The 13,271-nt window shown below is 68.9% G+C and carries 14 protein-coding genes; 8 read left to right on the forward strand and 6 right to left on the reverse strand.

The genetic code is table 11. The features are described 5' to 3' along the window. Nucleotides 1-9 precede the first annotated feature (9 nt). Both ACSQ4M_RS14205 and ACSQ4M_RS14210 read left to right on the forward strand, forming a co-directional pair. Nucleotides 10-780 (forward strand): ABC transporter ATP-binding protein, encoded by a 771-nt coding sequence (locus tag ACSQ4M_RS14205; protein ID WP_436190147.1) that lies wholly within the window; start codon nucleotides 10-12, stop codon nucleotides 778-780. Beyond that, a complete protein-coding gene (locus ACSQ4M_RS14210; RefSeq protein ID WP_436190148.1) occupies nucleotides 780-1,493 on the forward strand; it encodes an ABC transporter ATP-binding protein in 714 nt (237 codons plus the stop codon). The genes ACSQ4M_RS14205 and ACSQ4M_RS14210 overlap by 1 nt, the downstream gene beginning before the upstream one ends. Nucleotides 1,494-1,517: 24 nt before the next feature. Here ACSQ4M_RS14210 and ACSQ4M_RS14215 read toward each other — a convergent pair whose 3' ends face one another. Next, nucleotides 1,518-2,066: an NUDIX hydrolase gene (locus ACSQ4M_RS14215; RefSeq protein ID WP_436190149.1), complete on the reverse strand. Its 549-nt coding sequence runs from the start codon at nucleotides 2,064-2,066 to the stop codon at nucleotides 1,518-1,520. A gap of 59 nt (nucleotides 2,067-2,125) precedes the next feature. Further along, on the reverse strand, nucleotides 2,126-2,824 hold the full coding sequence (locus ACSQ4M_RS14220) for a fumarylacetoacetate hydrolase family protein (protein ID WP_436190150.1): 699 nt from the start codon (nucleotides 2,822-2,824) through the stop codon (nucleotides 2,126-2,128). A gap of 233 nt (nucleotides 2,825-3,057) precedes the next feature. Here ACSQ4M_RS14220 and ACSQ4M_RS14225 point away from each other — a divergent pair, with 233 nt between their 5' ends. Genes ACSQ4M_RS14225 through pgeF form a run of 4 tightly spaced genes read left to right on the forward strand, consistent with a single transcriptional unit; the run spans nucleotide 3,058 to nucleotide 6,447 of the window. After that, the gene (locus ACSQ4M_RS14225) at nucleotides 3,058-3,729 is read left to right on the forward strand and encodes an OmpA family protein (protein ID WP_436190151.1); all 672 of its coding nucleotides are present in this window, start codon (nucleotides 3,058-3,060) and stop codon (nucleotides 3,727-3,729) included. A 54-nt stretch (nucleotides 3,730-3,783) separates the two neighbouring features. Next, complete coding sequence (locus ACSQ4M_RS14230) at nucleotides 3,784-5,010, forward strand: MFS transporter (RefSeq protein WP_436190152.1); 1,227 nt, start codon at nucleotides 3,784-3,786, stop codon at nucleotides 5,008-5,010. A gap of 43 nt (nucleotides 5,011-5,053) precedes the next feature. Continuing rightward, nucleotides 5,054-5,704, forward strand: a complete 651-nt coding sequence (maiA, locus tag ACSQ4M_RS14235; protein WP_436190153.1) for a maleylacetoacetate isomerase — start codon at nucleotides 5,054-5,056, stop codon at nucleotides 5,702-5,704. Continuing rightward, the gene (pgeF, locus tag ACSQ4M_RS14240; RefSeq protein ID WP_436190154.1) at nucleotides 5,704-6,447 is read left to right on the forward strand and encodes a peptidoglycan editing factor PgeF; all 744 of its coding nucleotides are present in this window, start codon (nucleotides 5,704-5,706) and stop codon (nucleotides 6,445-6,447) included. Before maiA ends, pgeF begins: the two co-directional genes overlap by 1 nt. Here pgeF and ACSQ4M_RS14245 read toward each other — a convergent pair. Next, entirely contained in the window at nucleotides 6,376-6,675 is a 300-nt protein-coding gene (locus ACSQ4M_RS14245) for a hypothetical protein (RefSeq protein WP_436190155.1), read from the reverse strand. The genes pgeF and ACSQ4M_RS14245 overlap by 72 nt on opposite strands. 90 nt (nucleotides 6,676-6,765) lie before the next feature. Between ACSQ4M_RS14245 and phaC the strand changes: the two genes are divergently transcribed. Together phaC and ACSQ4M_RS14255 are read left to right on the forward strand one after the other, a co-directional pair. Then, nucleotides 6,766-8,463 (forward strand): class I poly(R)-hydroxyalkanoic acid synthase, encoded by a 1,698-nt coding sequence (gene phaC, locus ACSQ4M_RS14250; RefSeq protein ID WP_436190156.1) that lies wholly within the window; start codon nucleotides 6,766-6,768, stop codon nucleotides 8,461-8,463. Nucleotides 8,464-8,512: 49 nt separating this feature from the next. Further along, complete coding sequence (locus tag ACSQ4M_RS14255) at nucleotides 8,513-9,691, forward strand: acetyl-CoA C-acetyltransferase (RefSeq protein WP_436190157.1); 1,179 nt, start codon at nucleotides 8,513-8,515, stop codon at nucleotides 9,689-9,691. Nucleotides 9,692-9,740: 49 nt separating this feature from the next. On the opposite strand, the gene ACSQ4M_RS14260 is transcribed toward ACSQ4M_RS14255, so the two are convergent. Genes ACSQ4M_RS14260 through ACSQ4M_RS14270 form a run of 3 tightly spaced genes read right to left on the reverse strand, consistent with a single transcriptional unit; the run spans nucleotide 9,741 to nucleotide 13,266 of the window. Then, nucleotides 9,741-10,616, reverse strand: a complete 876-nt coding sequence (locus tag ACSQ4M_RS14260; protein WP_436190158.1) for an RNA polymerase sigma-70 factor — start codon at nucleotides 10,614-10,616, stop codon at nucleotides 9,741-9,743. Then, nucleotides 10,616-11,722, reverse strand: coding sequence for a response regulator (locus ACSQ4M_RS14265; RefSeq protein WP_436190159.1), 1,107 nt, complete (start codon nucleotides 11,720-11,722; stop codon nucleotides 10,616-10,618). The genes ACSQ4M_RS14260 and ACSQ4M_RS14265 overlap by 1 nt, the downstream gene beginning before the upstream one ends. Beyond that, nucleotides 11,719-13,266, reverse strand: a complete 1,548-nt coding sequence (locus ACSQ4M_RS14270) for a diguanylate cyclase (RefSeq protein ID WP_436194011.1) — start codon at nucleotides 13,264-13,266, stop codon at nucleotides 11,719-11,721. Before ACSQ4M_RS14270 ends, ACSQ4M_RS14265 begins: the two co-directional genes overlap by 4 nt. Nucleotides 13,267-13,271: the final 5 nt, after the last annotated feature.

The raw sequence follows: 13,271 nt of genomic DNA on the forward strand, positions 1-13,271 counted from the left end.
GAGACGGACATGGCAGACACGGTTCTCAACGTCAGCGGCATCTCCAAGCGTTTCGGCGGCCTGCAGGCTCTCAGCGATGTGGGCATGAAGATCGAACGCGGCCAGGTGTACGGCCTGATCGGCCCCAACGGTGCCGGCAAGACCACCTTCTTCAACGTGATCACGGGGCTCTACACGCCCGACAGCGGCAGCTTCGAGCTGGCTGGCAAGCCCTACAAGCCGACCGCCGTGCACGAGGTCGCGCAGGCCGGCATCGCCCGCACCTTCCAGAACATCCGGCTGTTCGCCGAGATGACGGCGCTGGAGAACGTCATGGTGGGCCGCCACGTGCGCACGCGCTCGGGCCTGCTCGGCGCGATCTTCCGCACCGGCGGCTTCAAGAGCGAGGAACTGGCCATCGCCCAGCGCGCGCAGGAGTTGCTGGACTATGTGGGCATCGGCCGGCTGGCCGACTACAAGGCGCGCACGCTGAGCTACGGTGACCAGCGCCGCCTGGAGATTGCGCGCGCGCTGGCCACCGATCCGCAGCTGATCGCACTGGACGAGCCCGCCGCCGGCATGAACGCCACCGAGAAGGTGCAGCTGCGCGAGCTCATCGACCGCATCCGCAAGGACAACCGCACCATCCTGCTCATCGAGCACGATGTGAAGCTGGTGATGGGCCTGTGCGACCGTGTGACCGTGCTCGACTACGGCAAGCTGATCGCGCAGGGCACGCCGGCCGACGTGCAGAAGAACGAAAAAGTGATCGAGGCTTACCTCGGCACGGGAGCGCATTGATGACTGTTCTGTTGAAAGTGAACGGCCTGCAGGTGGCCTACGGCGGCATCCAGGCCGTCAAGGGCATCGATTTCGAAGTGCGCGAAGGCGAGCTGGTCTCGCTGATCGGCTCCAACGGCGCCGGCAAGACCACCACCATGAAGGCCATCACGGGCACCTTGCCAGCCAGCGGCGGCCAGATCGAGTACCTGGGCAAGCCCGTGCGCGGCCAGGGCGCCTGGGATCTCGTCAAGCAGGGCCTGGCCATGGTGCCGGAAGGCCGCGGCGTGTTCGCCCGCATGACCATCACCGAGAACCTGCAGATGGGCGCCTACACGCGCAACGACAAGGCCGAGATCGCCAAGGACATCGAGAAGATGTTCAGCATCTTTCCGCGCCTGCGCGAGCGCAAGGACCAGCTGGCCGGCACCATGTCGGGCGGCGAGCAGCAGATGCTGGCCATGGGCCGCGCGCTCATGAGCCGGCCCAAGGTGCTGCTGCTGGACGAGCCGTCCATGGGACTGTCCCCCATCATGGTGGACAAGATCTTCGAGGTGGTGCGCGACGTGCATGCCCAGGGCGTGACCATCCTGCTGGTCGAGCAGAACGCCAGCCGCGCGCTGGCGATCGCCGACCGCGCCTACGTGATGGAGTCCGGCATCATCACCATGAACGGCGAAGGCAAGGCCATGCTCAGCGACCCCAAGGTGCGGGCCGCCTACCTGGGCGAGTGAGCCCTGGCATGGCGGCCTGCGCCGCTACGCGATGTCCAGCTGGTGCATCCCGAACTGGCCGGCCTTGCGGTCGGCGAAGAACCACTGCAGCGTCTCGCGCACGGTCTTGAACGCGATCTCGTCCCAGGGAATCTCGTGTTCGTGGAACAGCCGCGCTTCGATGGTCTCGTGGCCGGGGTCGAAGCGGTCGTGCAGCAGCTGGGCGCGGTAGAACATGTGGACCTGGCCCACACGCACCACGTTGATGAGGCTGAACAGCTCGCCCATCTCGTAGGCCGCGCCGGCCTCTTCGTCGGTCTCGCGCGCGGCACCCTGGGCCGTGGTCTCGCCCAGTTCCATGAAGCCGGCCGGCAGCGTCCATTTGCCCCAGCGCGGCTCGATGTTGCGCTTGCACAGCAGCACGCGCTCGTCCAGCACCGGCACCGTGCCGACCACGATCAGCGGATTCTCGTAGTGGATGGTCGCGCAGGCCGGGCAGACCGCCCGCTCCTTGGTGTCGCCGTCGTCCGGCACGCGGTAGACCACGGCGGTGCCGCAGTTGCGGCAGTGCTTGAGGGGGGGGCGAATGCTCATGGCGGGGCAGTGTAAGAGGACTGGTGGCGCTGTGTCGCACCGCCAGTCACGCGGCGGTGTCAGCCGGTGATCTTGACCGTCAGGCTTTCCAGCCCCGCCACGCCACCCGACAGCACGTCGCCCGCCACCACGGCCGCCACGCCTTCGGGCGTGCCGCTGTAGATCAGGTCACCGGGCTGCAGCGTCCAGGCGGCCGACAGGTGTTCGATGGTCTCGGCGATGTTCCAGATCAGCTTGGAGACATCGCTGCGCTGGCGGTCCTGGCCGTTGACCTGCAGGAAGATCTCGGCTTTTTCGACATCGCCGGCCTGGGCGACGGGCGTGATCGGGCCGATCGGCGCGGACTGCTCGAAACCCTTGCCGATGCACCAGGGCCGGCCCTGCTTCTTCATCTCGCCCTGCAGGTCGCGGCGCGTCATGTCCAGGCCCACGGCATAGCCGAAGATGTGCTTGTGCGCATCGGCCGCCTGGATGTTTTTGCCGCCCGTGCCGATGGCCACCACGAGCTCGATCTCGTGGTGCAGGTCTTTCGTCAGGCTGGGGTAGGCGATGGCGCCGGTCTGGCCGGCGGCCACGGGCACCACGGCATCGAACGGCTTCATGAAGAAGAAGGGCGGCTCGCGGCCCGTGAAGCCCATTTCCTTGGCGTGCTCGGCGTAGTTGCGGCCCACGCAGTAGACGCGGTGCACCGGAAAGGTAGCGGACTGGCCGACCACGGGCACGGCGACGGTGGGGGCGGGGGGGAAGACGAAGCTCATCGCAACCTTTCTGCTGGGAAATGCGGCCCGCACCCTGCGGACCCTGTGATGCGCGAGGCAGTGTGCCACGGCTTCGGCGTGCCCGAGCGCGAGGCCGCGTCCGACAGCCGGTCGGCGCCATCGCGGCTGGCCGGCGCCGCAAGGCGCCGGTACAACTCGTAGCACATCGTCATCGGGCGGCGACGGCGGCGGGTGTGCAATGCCGCTGTGCGCCACAACAACAGGAGTCTTCCATGACCACACACATGTCCTCTTCTTCCTCCACGACCAGGGTGCGCGCTCCGCGCGCCGGTGTTGCCGCCGCCGTGGTGCTCGCACTGGCCCTGGGCGGCTGCGCCAACATGAGCGAAACGCAAAAGGGCACCGCCGTCGGTGCTGGCGTGGGTGCGGGTGTCGGCGCCCTGGTCGGCCAGGGCCGCGGCGCGGCCATCGGTGCCGGCGTCGGTGCGCTGGGCGGCTACATCTGGTCTTCGCACATGCAGAAGAAGAAGGCCGAGATGGAGCAGGCCACGGCCGGCACCGGCGTGGCCGTGACGCAGACGGCCGACAACCAGCTCAAGCTGGACATTCCGAGCGACATCTCGTTCGACACCGGCCGCGCCGACATCCGCCCGACGCTGCGCCCCATCCTCGACCAGTTCGCCAATGGCCTGCGCGACCAGCCCAACACCGAGGTGCGCATCATCGGGCACACCGACTCCACGGGCTCGGACGCCGTCAACGACCCGCTCTCGCTGCAGCGTGCCAACAGCGCACGCGACTACCTCACGGCGCGCGGCGTCGATGCGCGGCGCATCCTGACCGCGGGCCGTGGCTCCCATGAGCCGGTGGCCGAGAACAACACCGATGCCGGCCGCGCCAAGAACCGGCGTGTCGAGATCTTCCTGGCCGAACGCCAGGGCTGAGACGGGATTCACCCCGCCCGCACGCGGGCGGGGCGGCTTGCCTAACATCGGAGGATGCCTTTTTCTTCCGATCCCGAGGCACCGCGCGGCCTGCCGCCCGGTGCCTTGCTTGCTTTGGGCCTCGCCGCCTTCGGCAGCGCCTTCGCCATGCGCCTGACCGACCCGTTGCTGCCGCGGCTGGCGCAGGAGTTCGCCGTCTCGCTGGCACAGGCCGCGCAGGTGGTCACCGTGTTCTCCATGGCCTACGGCCTGGCGCAGTTGCTGTTCGGCCCCCTGGGTGACCGCTTCGGCAAGTTCCGCGTCATTGGCTGGGCCGCCATGGCCTGTGCTCTGGCATCGGTGGCCAGTGCGCTGGCGCCGGGCCATGCGGAGCTGGTCGGCGCGCGCCTGCTGGGTGGCATCGCGGCCGCCGCGATCATCCCGCTGTCCATGGCCTTCATCGGCGACATGGTGGCCTATGCCGACCGCCAGCCCGTGCTCGCGCGCTTCCTGGTCGGGCAGATCCTGGGCATGTCCAGCGGCGTGGTCGTCGGCGGCCTGGCGGCCGACCACCTGGGTTGGCGCCTGCCGTTCTGGGGGCTGGCGGCCTGGTTTGTCGCCATTGCGCTGACCATGCAGCGCGTCGGCCGGCGTGTGCCGCGGCCCAGTGGCGCACCCGCTGCCGGCAACCCCGTGCGCCGCATGGCCGGCGAGTTCGCCAAGGTGCTGTCCGTGCCCTGGGCACGCGTGGTGCTGGCCACCGTGTTCCTCGAAGGCGCGTGCATCTTCGGTGCCTTCGCCTTCATTGCCGTGCACCTGCACACGGTGTTCCACCTGCCGCTGGCCGCCGCGGGCGCGACGCTGATGGCCTTCGGCGCGGGCGGCATCCTGTTCGCGTTCGGCGCACGGCCGCTGGTGGCGCGCATGGGCGAGACGCAGTTGGCGGCCTGGGGCGGTGCCATCGTCGCGCTGGCGTTGCTGGGCATGGCCTGGGCGCCCGCCTGGTGGTGGGCCGTGCCGGGCTGCCTCGCGGCCGGCCTGGGCTTCTACATGCTGCACAACACCTTGCAGACCAATGCCACGCAGATGGCGCCCGAGCGCCGTGGCGCCGCCGTGTCCTCGTTTGCCTGCTGCTTCTTCCTGGGCCAGGCCATCGGCGTGTGGCTGGCCGGCCTGTCGGTGGCCGAGCACGGCACGCGGCCGCTCATGGTGGTCGGGGCGCTGGGCACGCTGGTGGTCGGCGCCGTGTTCGGCCGCCTGCGGGCGCGCCATTCCGCCAGGGCGCTGGCCGCGGCCGCTTGAGCGCTGCGGATAATCGCCAGCCCGATCCCCGACGCCCGCCGCCATGAAGCTCTACAGCTACTTCCGATCCTCTGCCTCCTACCGCGTGCGCATCGCGCTGGCGCTCAAGGGCATTCCGTACGCGTATGTGCCGATCCACCTGGTCAAGGGCGAGCAGCGCGGCGATGCCTTCGCGGCCCTGTCGGCCGACCGCCTGGTGCCGGTGCTCGAGGTCGATGGCGTGGCGCTGTCGCAGTCCCTGGCCATCATCGAGTACCTCGAGGAGACGCACCCCGAGCCACGGCTGCTGCCCAGCGAGCCCCTCGCGCGCGCGCAGGTGCGTGCGCTGGCGCAGACGATCGCTTGCGAGATCCACCCCATCAACAACCTGCGCGTGCTCAAGTATTTGTCGCAGGAGCTGCGGGTCGACGACGGCGCCAAGACCGCCTGGTACCGGCATTGGTGTCGCAGCGGGCTGGAGGCCGTGGAGCGCCAGCTGGCACAGCTGCGCGCGGCCCATGGCCCGGCGACCTTGTGCTTCGGCGACCGTCCCACACTGGCCGACTGCTGTCTGGTGCCGCAGATCTTCAACGCGCAGCGCTTCGCGGTCGACCTGTCCGGCCTGCCGCTGACCATGGCCGCCTACGAGGCCGGCATGGCCTTGCCGGCGGTGCAGCAGGCCCAGCCCTCGGCTTGTCCGGACTCCGAGGGCTGATGGACCTGCTGTTGCCCGACTGGCCCGCGCCTGCCAACGTCCAGGCGCTGATGAGCCTGCGTGACGGCGGCGTCTCGGCACCGCCCTACGCCAGCCTGAACCTGGGCGACCACGTGGGCGACGAGGCCGCTGCCGTGCAGCGCAACCGTACCCTGCTGGCCGAACGGCTGGGCGCCACGCCGGTGTTCATGCAGCAGGTCCATGGCACGGCCGTGGCGTGCCTGCCCAGTCCGCATGCCGTGCCCGTGGCCGACGCCTGCATGAGCCTTGCGCCGGGCCTGGCCTGCACCATCATGGTCGCGGACTGCCTGCCCGTGCTGTTCTGCGACACCCAGGGCCGCGCCGTCGCGGCCGCCCATGCCGGCTGGCGCGGCCTGGCCGCGGGCGTGCTCGAGCACACCGTGGCGAGCCTGCGCCGCGCCGTGCCGCAGGCGCAGTGGCTGGCCTGGCTGGGGCCTTGCATCGGCCCGGCGGCCTTCGAGGTCGGTGACGAGGTGCGCGCCGCGTTCGTGGCGCAGTCGGCGGCGGCAGCGGACTGCTTTCGTGCGCACACCGCGGGCAAGTGGCTGGCCGACCTGCCCGCGCTCGCGCGGCTGCGGCTGGCGGCACTGGAGTTGCACGGCATCCACGGCAACGACAGCAGCGCGCCGTGGTGCACCGTCGGCGATGCCTCACGGTTCTTTTCGCACCGGCGCGACCGCGTCAGCGGGCGCATGGCCGCCTGCATCTGGCTGGCCGGCTGAAACCTGGCGCAGGGCCTCCTGCTGGGCCGCAAACTCGGCCGCTTCGCGGGCCCGCAACATCTTGCGGCGGGCCGGCGCCAGCATCAGGTAAACCACCAGTGCCACCGGCAGCAGGCCGTAGAGTACAAAGGTCACCAGGGCACCGAGCAGCGTGCCCTGTGTACTGGTGGCTTCGGCCACTGCCATCATCAGCGCCACATACATCCAGGCGATCACGACCAGATACATAACGTAAAAAGAGTTGCCGCACCTCACAGGGTGCTGCTGTAATCAGGGTTTACCCCAGGCATTCTGGGGGGTGAGGGTCGAGGAGACGCAATGCATTCTCAAGCAGACTGGGCGCAAGCTGCCCAGCAGTTCCAGAGCCTGATGGGCGACATGCTCACCAAGGCCATGCAGCAAGCCGGGGGCACGCCGATGGGGGCGCCCGCAGCGACTGGCTTGCCGGCACTGTCGTTCGCACCCGACAAGCTGCAGGAGTTGCAAAAGCAGTACCTCAGCGAGGTCGGTGCCCTGTGGGGCCAGAACATGCAGCAGTCGCTGCAGCGCGACAGGCGCTTCGCTGGCGAGGCCTGGTCCGGCAACCCCGTGGCCGCCTTCTCGGCCGCCAGCTACCTGCTCAATGCACGCACCCTGATGAGCCTGGCCGACGCCGTGCAGGGCGACGAGAAAACGCGTGCACGCGTGCGCTTCGCGGTCGAGCAGTGGATGGCTGCCTCGGCGCCCAGCAACTTCATGGCGTTCAACGCCGACGCGCAGGCGCTGGCCCTGAAGACCAAGGGTGAGAGCATCGCCAAGGGCATGCAGAACCTGCTGCACGACATGCAGCAAGGCCATGTGTCGATGACCGACGAGAGCCTGTTCGAGGTCGGCCGCAATGTCGCCACGACCGAGGGCGCCGTGGTGTTCGAGAACGAACTGTTCCAGCTGCTCGAATACAAGCCGCTGACGGCCAAGGTCTACGAGCGCCCCTTCCTGCTGGTGCCGCCTTGCATCAACAAGTTCTACATCCTCGACCTGCAGCCCGAGAACTCGCTGATCCGCTACGCGGTGGAGCAGGGCCACCGCACCTTCGTCGTGAGCTGGCGCAATCCCGACCAGTCGCTGGCGCACAAGACCTGGGACGACTACATCGAGGACGCCGCCATCCAGGCCATCGGCGTGGTGCAGGACATCACGGGCGCCAAGCAGATCAACGCGCTGGGCTTCTGCGTGGGCGGCACCATCCTGACCACGGCCGCGGCCGTGCTCGCCGCGCGCGGCGAAAAGCCGATTGCCGCGCTCACGCTCTTGACCACGCTGCTGGACTTCACCGACACCGGCATCCTGGACGTGTTCATCGACGAGAACATGGTCAAGTACCGCGAGATGCAGATGGGCAAGGGCGGCCTCCTGCCCGGTGGCGACCTGGCCTCCACCTTCAGCTTCCTGCGGCCCAACGACCTGGTCTGGAACTACGTGGTGGGCAACTACCTCAAGGGCGAGACGCCGCCGCCGTTCGACCTGCTCTACTGGAACAGCGATTCCACCAACCTGCCCGGCCCCTTCTACGCCTGGTACCTGCGCAACACCTACCTGGAGAACCTGCTGGTGCAACCCGGCAAGGCCACGGTCTGCGGCGAGCAGATCGACTTCTCCAAGCTGCAGATGCCTGTCTACGTCTACGGCTCGCGTGAAGACCACATCGTGCCCATTGGCGGCTCCTACGCGTCCACCCAGCATCTGCCGGGCAAGAAGCGCTTCGTGATGGGCGCTTCGGGCCACATCGCCGGCGTGATCAACCCACCGGCCAAGAAGAAGCGCAGCCACTGGATCGGCAGCGACACCCAGTTCCCCACCGATGTGCAGGACTGGCTGGCCGGCGCCACCGAGCATCCGGGCAGCTGGTGGACAGATTGGTCCAGTTGGCTGGCCGGCCATGCCGGTCGCCAGGTCGCCGCACCGCGCGGCTACGGACGCGCACAATACGAGGCCATCGAGCCTGCGCCCGGCCGCTACGTCAAGGCCAAGGCCTGATTCCGACATCCCGATTTCCGCAACCCAAGCATCGTTAGGAAGAGACACCATGGAAGACATCGTCATCGTCGCCGCCGCACGTACCGCCGTGGGCAAGTTCGGCGGCAGCCTCGCCAAGATTGCAGCACCCGAACTGGGCGCCGCCGTGCTCAAGGAACTGCTGGTGCGTGCCAAGCTGAGCCCCGAGCAGATCAACGAAGTCATCCTGGGCCAGGTGCTGGCCGCGGGTTCGGGCCAGAACCCGGCACGCCAGGCGGTCATCAAGGGTGGCCTGGCCCAGGCCACGCCGGGTCTGACCATCAATGCCGTGTGCGGCTCCGGTCTCAAGGCCGTGATGCTGGCCGCCCAGGCCGTGGCCTATGGCGACAGCGAGATCGTCATCGCCGGCGGCCAGGAGAACATGAGCGCCGCGCCCCACGTTCTGCTGGGCTCGCGCGACGGCCAGCGCATGGGCGACTGGAAGATGACCGACACCATGATCACCGACGGTCTGTGGGACGTGTACAACCAGTACCACATGGGCATCACCGCCGAGAACGTGGCCAAGAAGTACAGCATCAGCCGCGAAGCGCAGGACGCACTGGCGCTGGGCAGCCAGCAGAAGGCCGCTGCGGCCCAGGAAGCCGGCAAGTTCAAGGACGAGATCGTCCCCTTCACGATCCCGCAGAAGAAGGGCGACCCCATCGTCTTCGCGAGCGACGAGTTCATCAACAAGAAGACCAGCGCCGAAGCCCTGGCCGGCCTGCGCCCCGCCTTCGATAAAGCCGGTGGCGTGACCGCAGGCAATGCCTCCGGCATCAACGACGGCGCTGCCGGCGTGGTCGTGATGACCGCCAAGAAGGCCGCGGCCCTGGGCCTGACCCCGCTGGGCCGCATCGCCAGCTTCGCCACCGTGGGCCTGGACCCGGCCATCATGGGCATGGGCCCGGTGCCGGCGGCGCGCAAGGCGCTGGAGCGCGCCGGCTGGAAGCCCGGCGACCTCGATCTGCTGGAGATCAACGAAGCCTTCGCGGCCCAGGCCTGCGCCGTCAACAACGAGATGGGCTGGGACACCAGCAAGGTCAACGTGAACGGTGGTGCCATCGCCATCGGCCATCCGATCGGCGCGTCCGGCTGCCGCATCCTGGTCACGCTGCTGCACGAGATGGGCCGGCGCAATGCCAAGAAGGGCATCGCCTCGCTGTGCATCGGTGGCGGCATGGGCGTGGCGCTGACGATCGAGCGCTGAGCGGCCGCCTCACCATGAAGAACGGGCCTGCGGGCCCGTTTTCTTTTTTTCAGGGCTGCTGCGCCAGCGCGCGCAGCTTGTCGGGGTTGCGGATGGCGTAGATGGTCACGATCTTCTCGCCATCGGTCACGAACGCCTGGGCCGATTCCAGCCGGCCGTCGACATAGCGCAGCAGTCCCGGCTCGCCGTTGACCGTGGCGATGCGGTAGACCACGGCATCCGGGTGGCGCCGGAACGTGGCGTAGACCAGGTTGGCGATGCGGAACGCGCCCTGCAGCACCTTGCCGAAGGAGGGCACCTTGCCGCCGCCGTCGCCGATCAGTTCGGCGTTCTCGGCCAGCAGCGCCTGCAGCGCATCGCGCGCGCCACTGCGCGCGGCCGCGACGAAGCGCTCCAGCACGCGCAGGTGCGCCTCGCGCGGCACGGCGAAGCGCGGCTGCTCGCGCTGCACGCGTTCGCTGGCCCGATGCACGAGCTGGCGGCAGGCCGCCTCGCTCTTGTCGAGCAGCTTGGCGATGTCGGCGTAGTCCTGGTCGAACATCTCGCGCAGCAGGTAGGCCGCGCGCTCCTCCGGCGCCAGCCGCTCCAGCACCCACATCATGGCCACCGAGAGCTCGCCGGCCTGCTCGGCCAAGGCCTCGGGCGTGCGTTCGTCGAGTTCCACCAGCGGCTCGGGCAGCCAGAAGCCCACATAGGCCTCGCGCTCGGTCTTGGCCGCGCGCAGCCGGTCGAGCGCGAGCCGTGTGACCGTCGTCACCAGCCAGGCCTCGGCCGATTGCACGGCCGCCTGGTCGCTGCCGTGCCAGCGCAGCCAGGCGTCCTGCACCACGTCCTCGGCGTCGGCGCGCGTGCCCAGCATGCGGTAGGCGATGGAGAACAGCCGGGGGCGCGCAGCGGTGAAGGGGTCGGGAACAAGCGCCTGCATCAGTCCTCGTCGCGGTGGGTTTCCGCGATGGTACGGAAGTCCTCGGCCACGACCAGGAAGGCATCGACCACGTCCGGGTCGAAGTGCTTGCCGCGGCCTTCCTGCAGGATGCGCAGCGCCTCCGCATGCGGCAACGCGGGCTTGTAGACGCGTTTGCTGATCAGCGCGTCGTAGACGTCGGCCAGCGCCATGAGCCGCGCCGACAGCGGGATCGCATCGCCCGCCAGTGCCTGCGGGTAGCCCGAGCCATCCCACTTCTCCTGGTGCGACAGCGCGATCTCCTTGGCCAGCGACAGGAAGTCCACCTTCATGCCGAGGCGCTGCTCGGCCTCGGCGATGGCTGTGTGGCCCAGCGTGGTGTGGCTCTTCATGACCTCGAACTCTTCCGGGGTGAGTCGGCCCGGCTTGAGCAGGATGTTGTCCGGGATGCCGACCTTGCCGATGTCGTGCAGCGGCGCGGACTTGTACAGCAGCTCAATCGTGCGCTCGGTCAGGTAGTTGGAGAAGCGCGGGTGCGTCTTCAACTGCTCGGCCAGCCGGCGCACATAGAGCTGGGTGCGCCGGATGTGCGCGCCGGTCTCGTTGTCGCGCGTCTCCGCCAGCGAGGCCATGGCCATGATGGTCACGTCCTGGATCGCCTGCACCTCGGCCGTGCGCTTGGCCACTTCGGCCTGCAGGTAGGCGCTCTTGTCGCGCAGGAAGTCCGCGTGCGCCTTGAGCGTCAGGTGCGCATGCACGCGCGCCAGCACGATGGGCGGGCTGATCGGCTTGGTGATGTAGTCGGCCGCGCCCAGCTCCAGCCCGCGCGTCTCGTCCTCCACCTCCGAGCGCGCGGTCAGGAAGATCACCGGGATGTCGCGCGTGCGCGGCTCGGCCTTGAGCCGGGCGCAGACCTCGTAGCCGTCGATGTCCGGCATCATGATGTCCAACAGGATCAGGTCCGGCGGCGGGTCGGCGTTGGCGATGCGCAGGCCGCGCTCGCCGTGGTTGGCCACCTTGACCTTGTACAGGTCCTTGAGCAGCGCGCTCATGAGCGAGAGGTTGTCCGGCGTGTCGTCCACCACCAGCACGGTGGGCCGGGTCTGGGCGTTCGTGGTGTCCGTCATGCAACTGCTCCTGCCGTCTCGGTGTCCTCGGTGCGCCACGCGGTCACGCGGTTGCGGCCGTTCTTCTTGGAGTGGTACAGCGCCTGGTCCGCCAGGTCGATCAGTGCGGCGGGGTCCGCCATGCCAGCCTCCAGTTCGCCAACGCCGAAGCTCATGGTCACGCGCACGCCGGGGTGGTCGCGCAGGGAGGCGCCCAGCGTGGTCGCGATGTCTTCGCGCAGCCGCTCGGCCACCTCGCGCGCTTGCACCAGCGTGCTGCCGGGCAGCACCACACAGAACTCCTCGCCGCCGTAGCGGCCGACGAAGTCCTCGATGCGCAGCCCGCGGCTCAGCGCCCGGGCCGCGCCCTGGATCACCTGGTCGCCGCCGCCGTGGCCGTACTTGTCGTTGACGGCCTTGAAGTGGTCGATGTCGCACATGATGCAGGTCAGCGGCGTGCCGTTGGCGCGCGCCTCGGCGAAGCGCTGTTCGGCCTGCTGCATCAGCGAGCGACGGTTGAAGATGCCGGTCAGCGCGTCGCGCGTGGCCAGCAGCGTGAGTTCCTCGTTCTTGCGCTCGATCTCCTTCTGCGAGGCGCCCAGGTCTTCCAGGGCCACGCGCAGCTTCTCTGTGCGCTCCTGCAGTTCCGTCACATCGGCGAAGCTCGCCAGGCAACCGCGCACGCGGCCGTTGTCGGTGATGGGCGAGCAGTTCAGCACCAGCCGCAGCGCCGGCAGGCGCGGCCGCACCACATGCATCGGCACACCCAGCACGGGCGCCTTGTCCTGCACGGCCTGGCGCCAGGGCGGCGGATTGCGCCGCTCGGCCGGCAGGCTGTCCACCAGCCAGCGCAGGTCCGTGGCATCGCGGCCGGTCAAGGCCTTGGCCTCCTGGCCGTCGACCAGCGTGAAGGCCTTGTTGGCCAGCATCACGTGGCCCACGGTGTCCAGCACCAGCACACCTTCGGTCAGCGTGTCGAAGGCCGTGCGCACGCGCTCGGGCACGGCGGCGTTCGGGTCCAGGTGGCGCAGCACGCGGCGCAGGTACAGCGAATAGACCAGCAGGCCGACCACCGAGATGAAGGCCAGCCAGTGCAGCAGCGGCTCGCGCAGCCAGCCCGCCAGCGTGGTCGGGTACAGCGGCTGCATGACGAACTGGATCTCGCCCCAGCGCTGGTTGCCCACCATCAGCGGGATGCGGATGTTGTCCAGCGTGGAACTGCTGCCGGTCTCCAGGTGCCAGCCGCGCTGGTGATCGCCGACCTGGGCCAGCACCTGGCCATGCTGGTCGAGCACCCGGGCCGACAGCAGCCGCGGCTCGTGCGCGCGTGCATCGGCCAGCAGGCGCTGCAGCTGCGGGGCGCCAGCGGCATCGGAACTCAGCATCCTGGCCACGTCCTGGGCCACGGTGCGGGTCACCAGGGCGTGGTGGTTGCGCACCAGTTCGCCGCGGTCGCTCGGGTAGCCCGTGAACATCTCGGCGATCAGCACCAGCGTGACCATGAGCGACACCAGCCCGAGCGCGACGCGCACGGCCGGAGTGAACAGCTGGCGCCACCATCCCATCAGAT

Origin of the sequence: Pseudorhodoferax sp. LjRoot39 (assembly GCF_964253035.1) — a bacterium.
Taxonomy (GTDB): domain Bacteria; phylum Pseudomonadota; class Gammaproteobacteria; order Burkholderiales; family Burkholderiaceae_C; genus Pseudorhodoferax.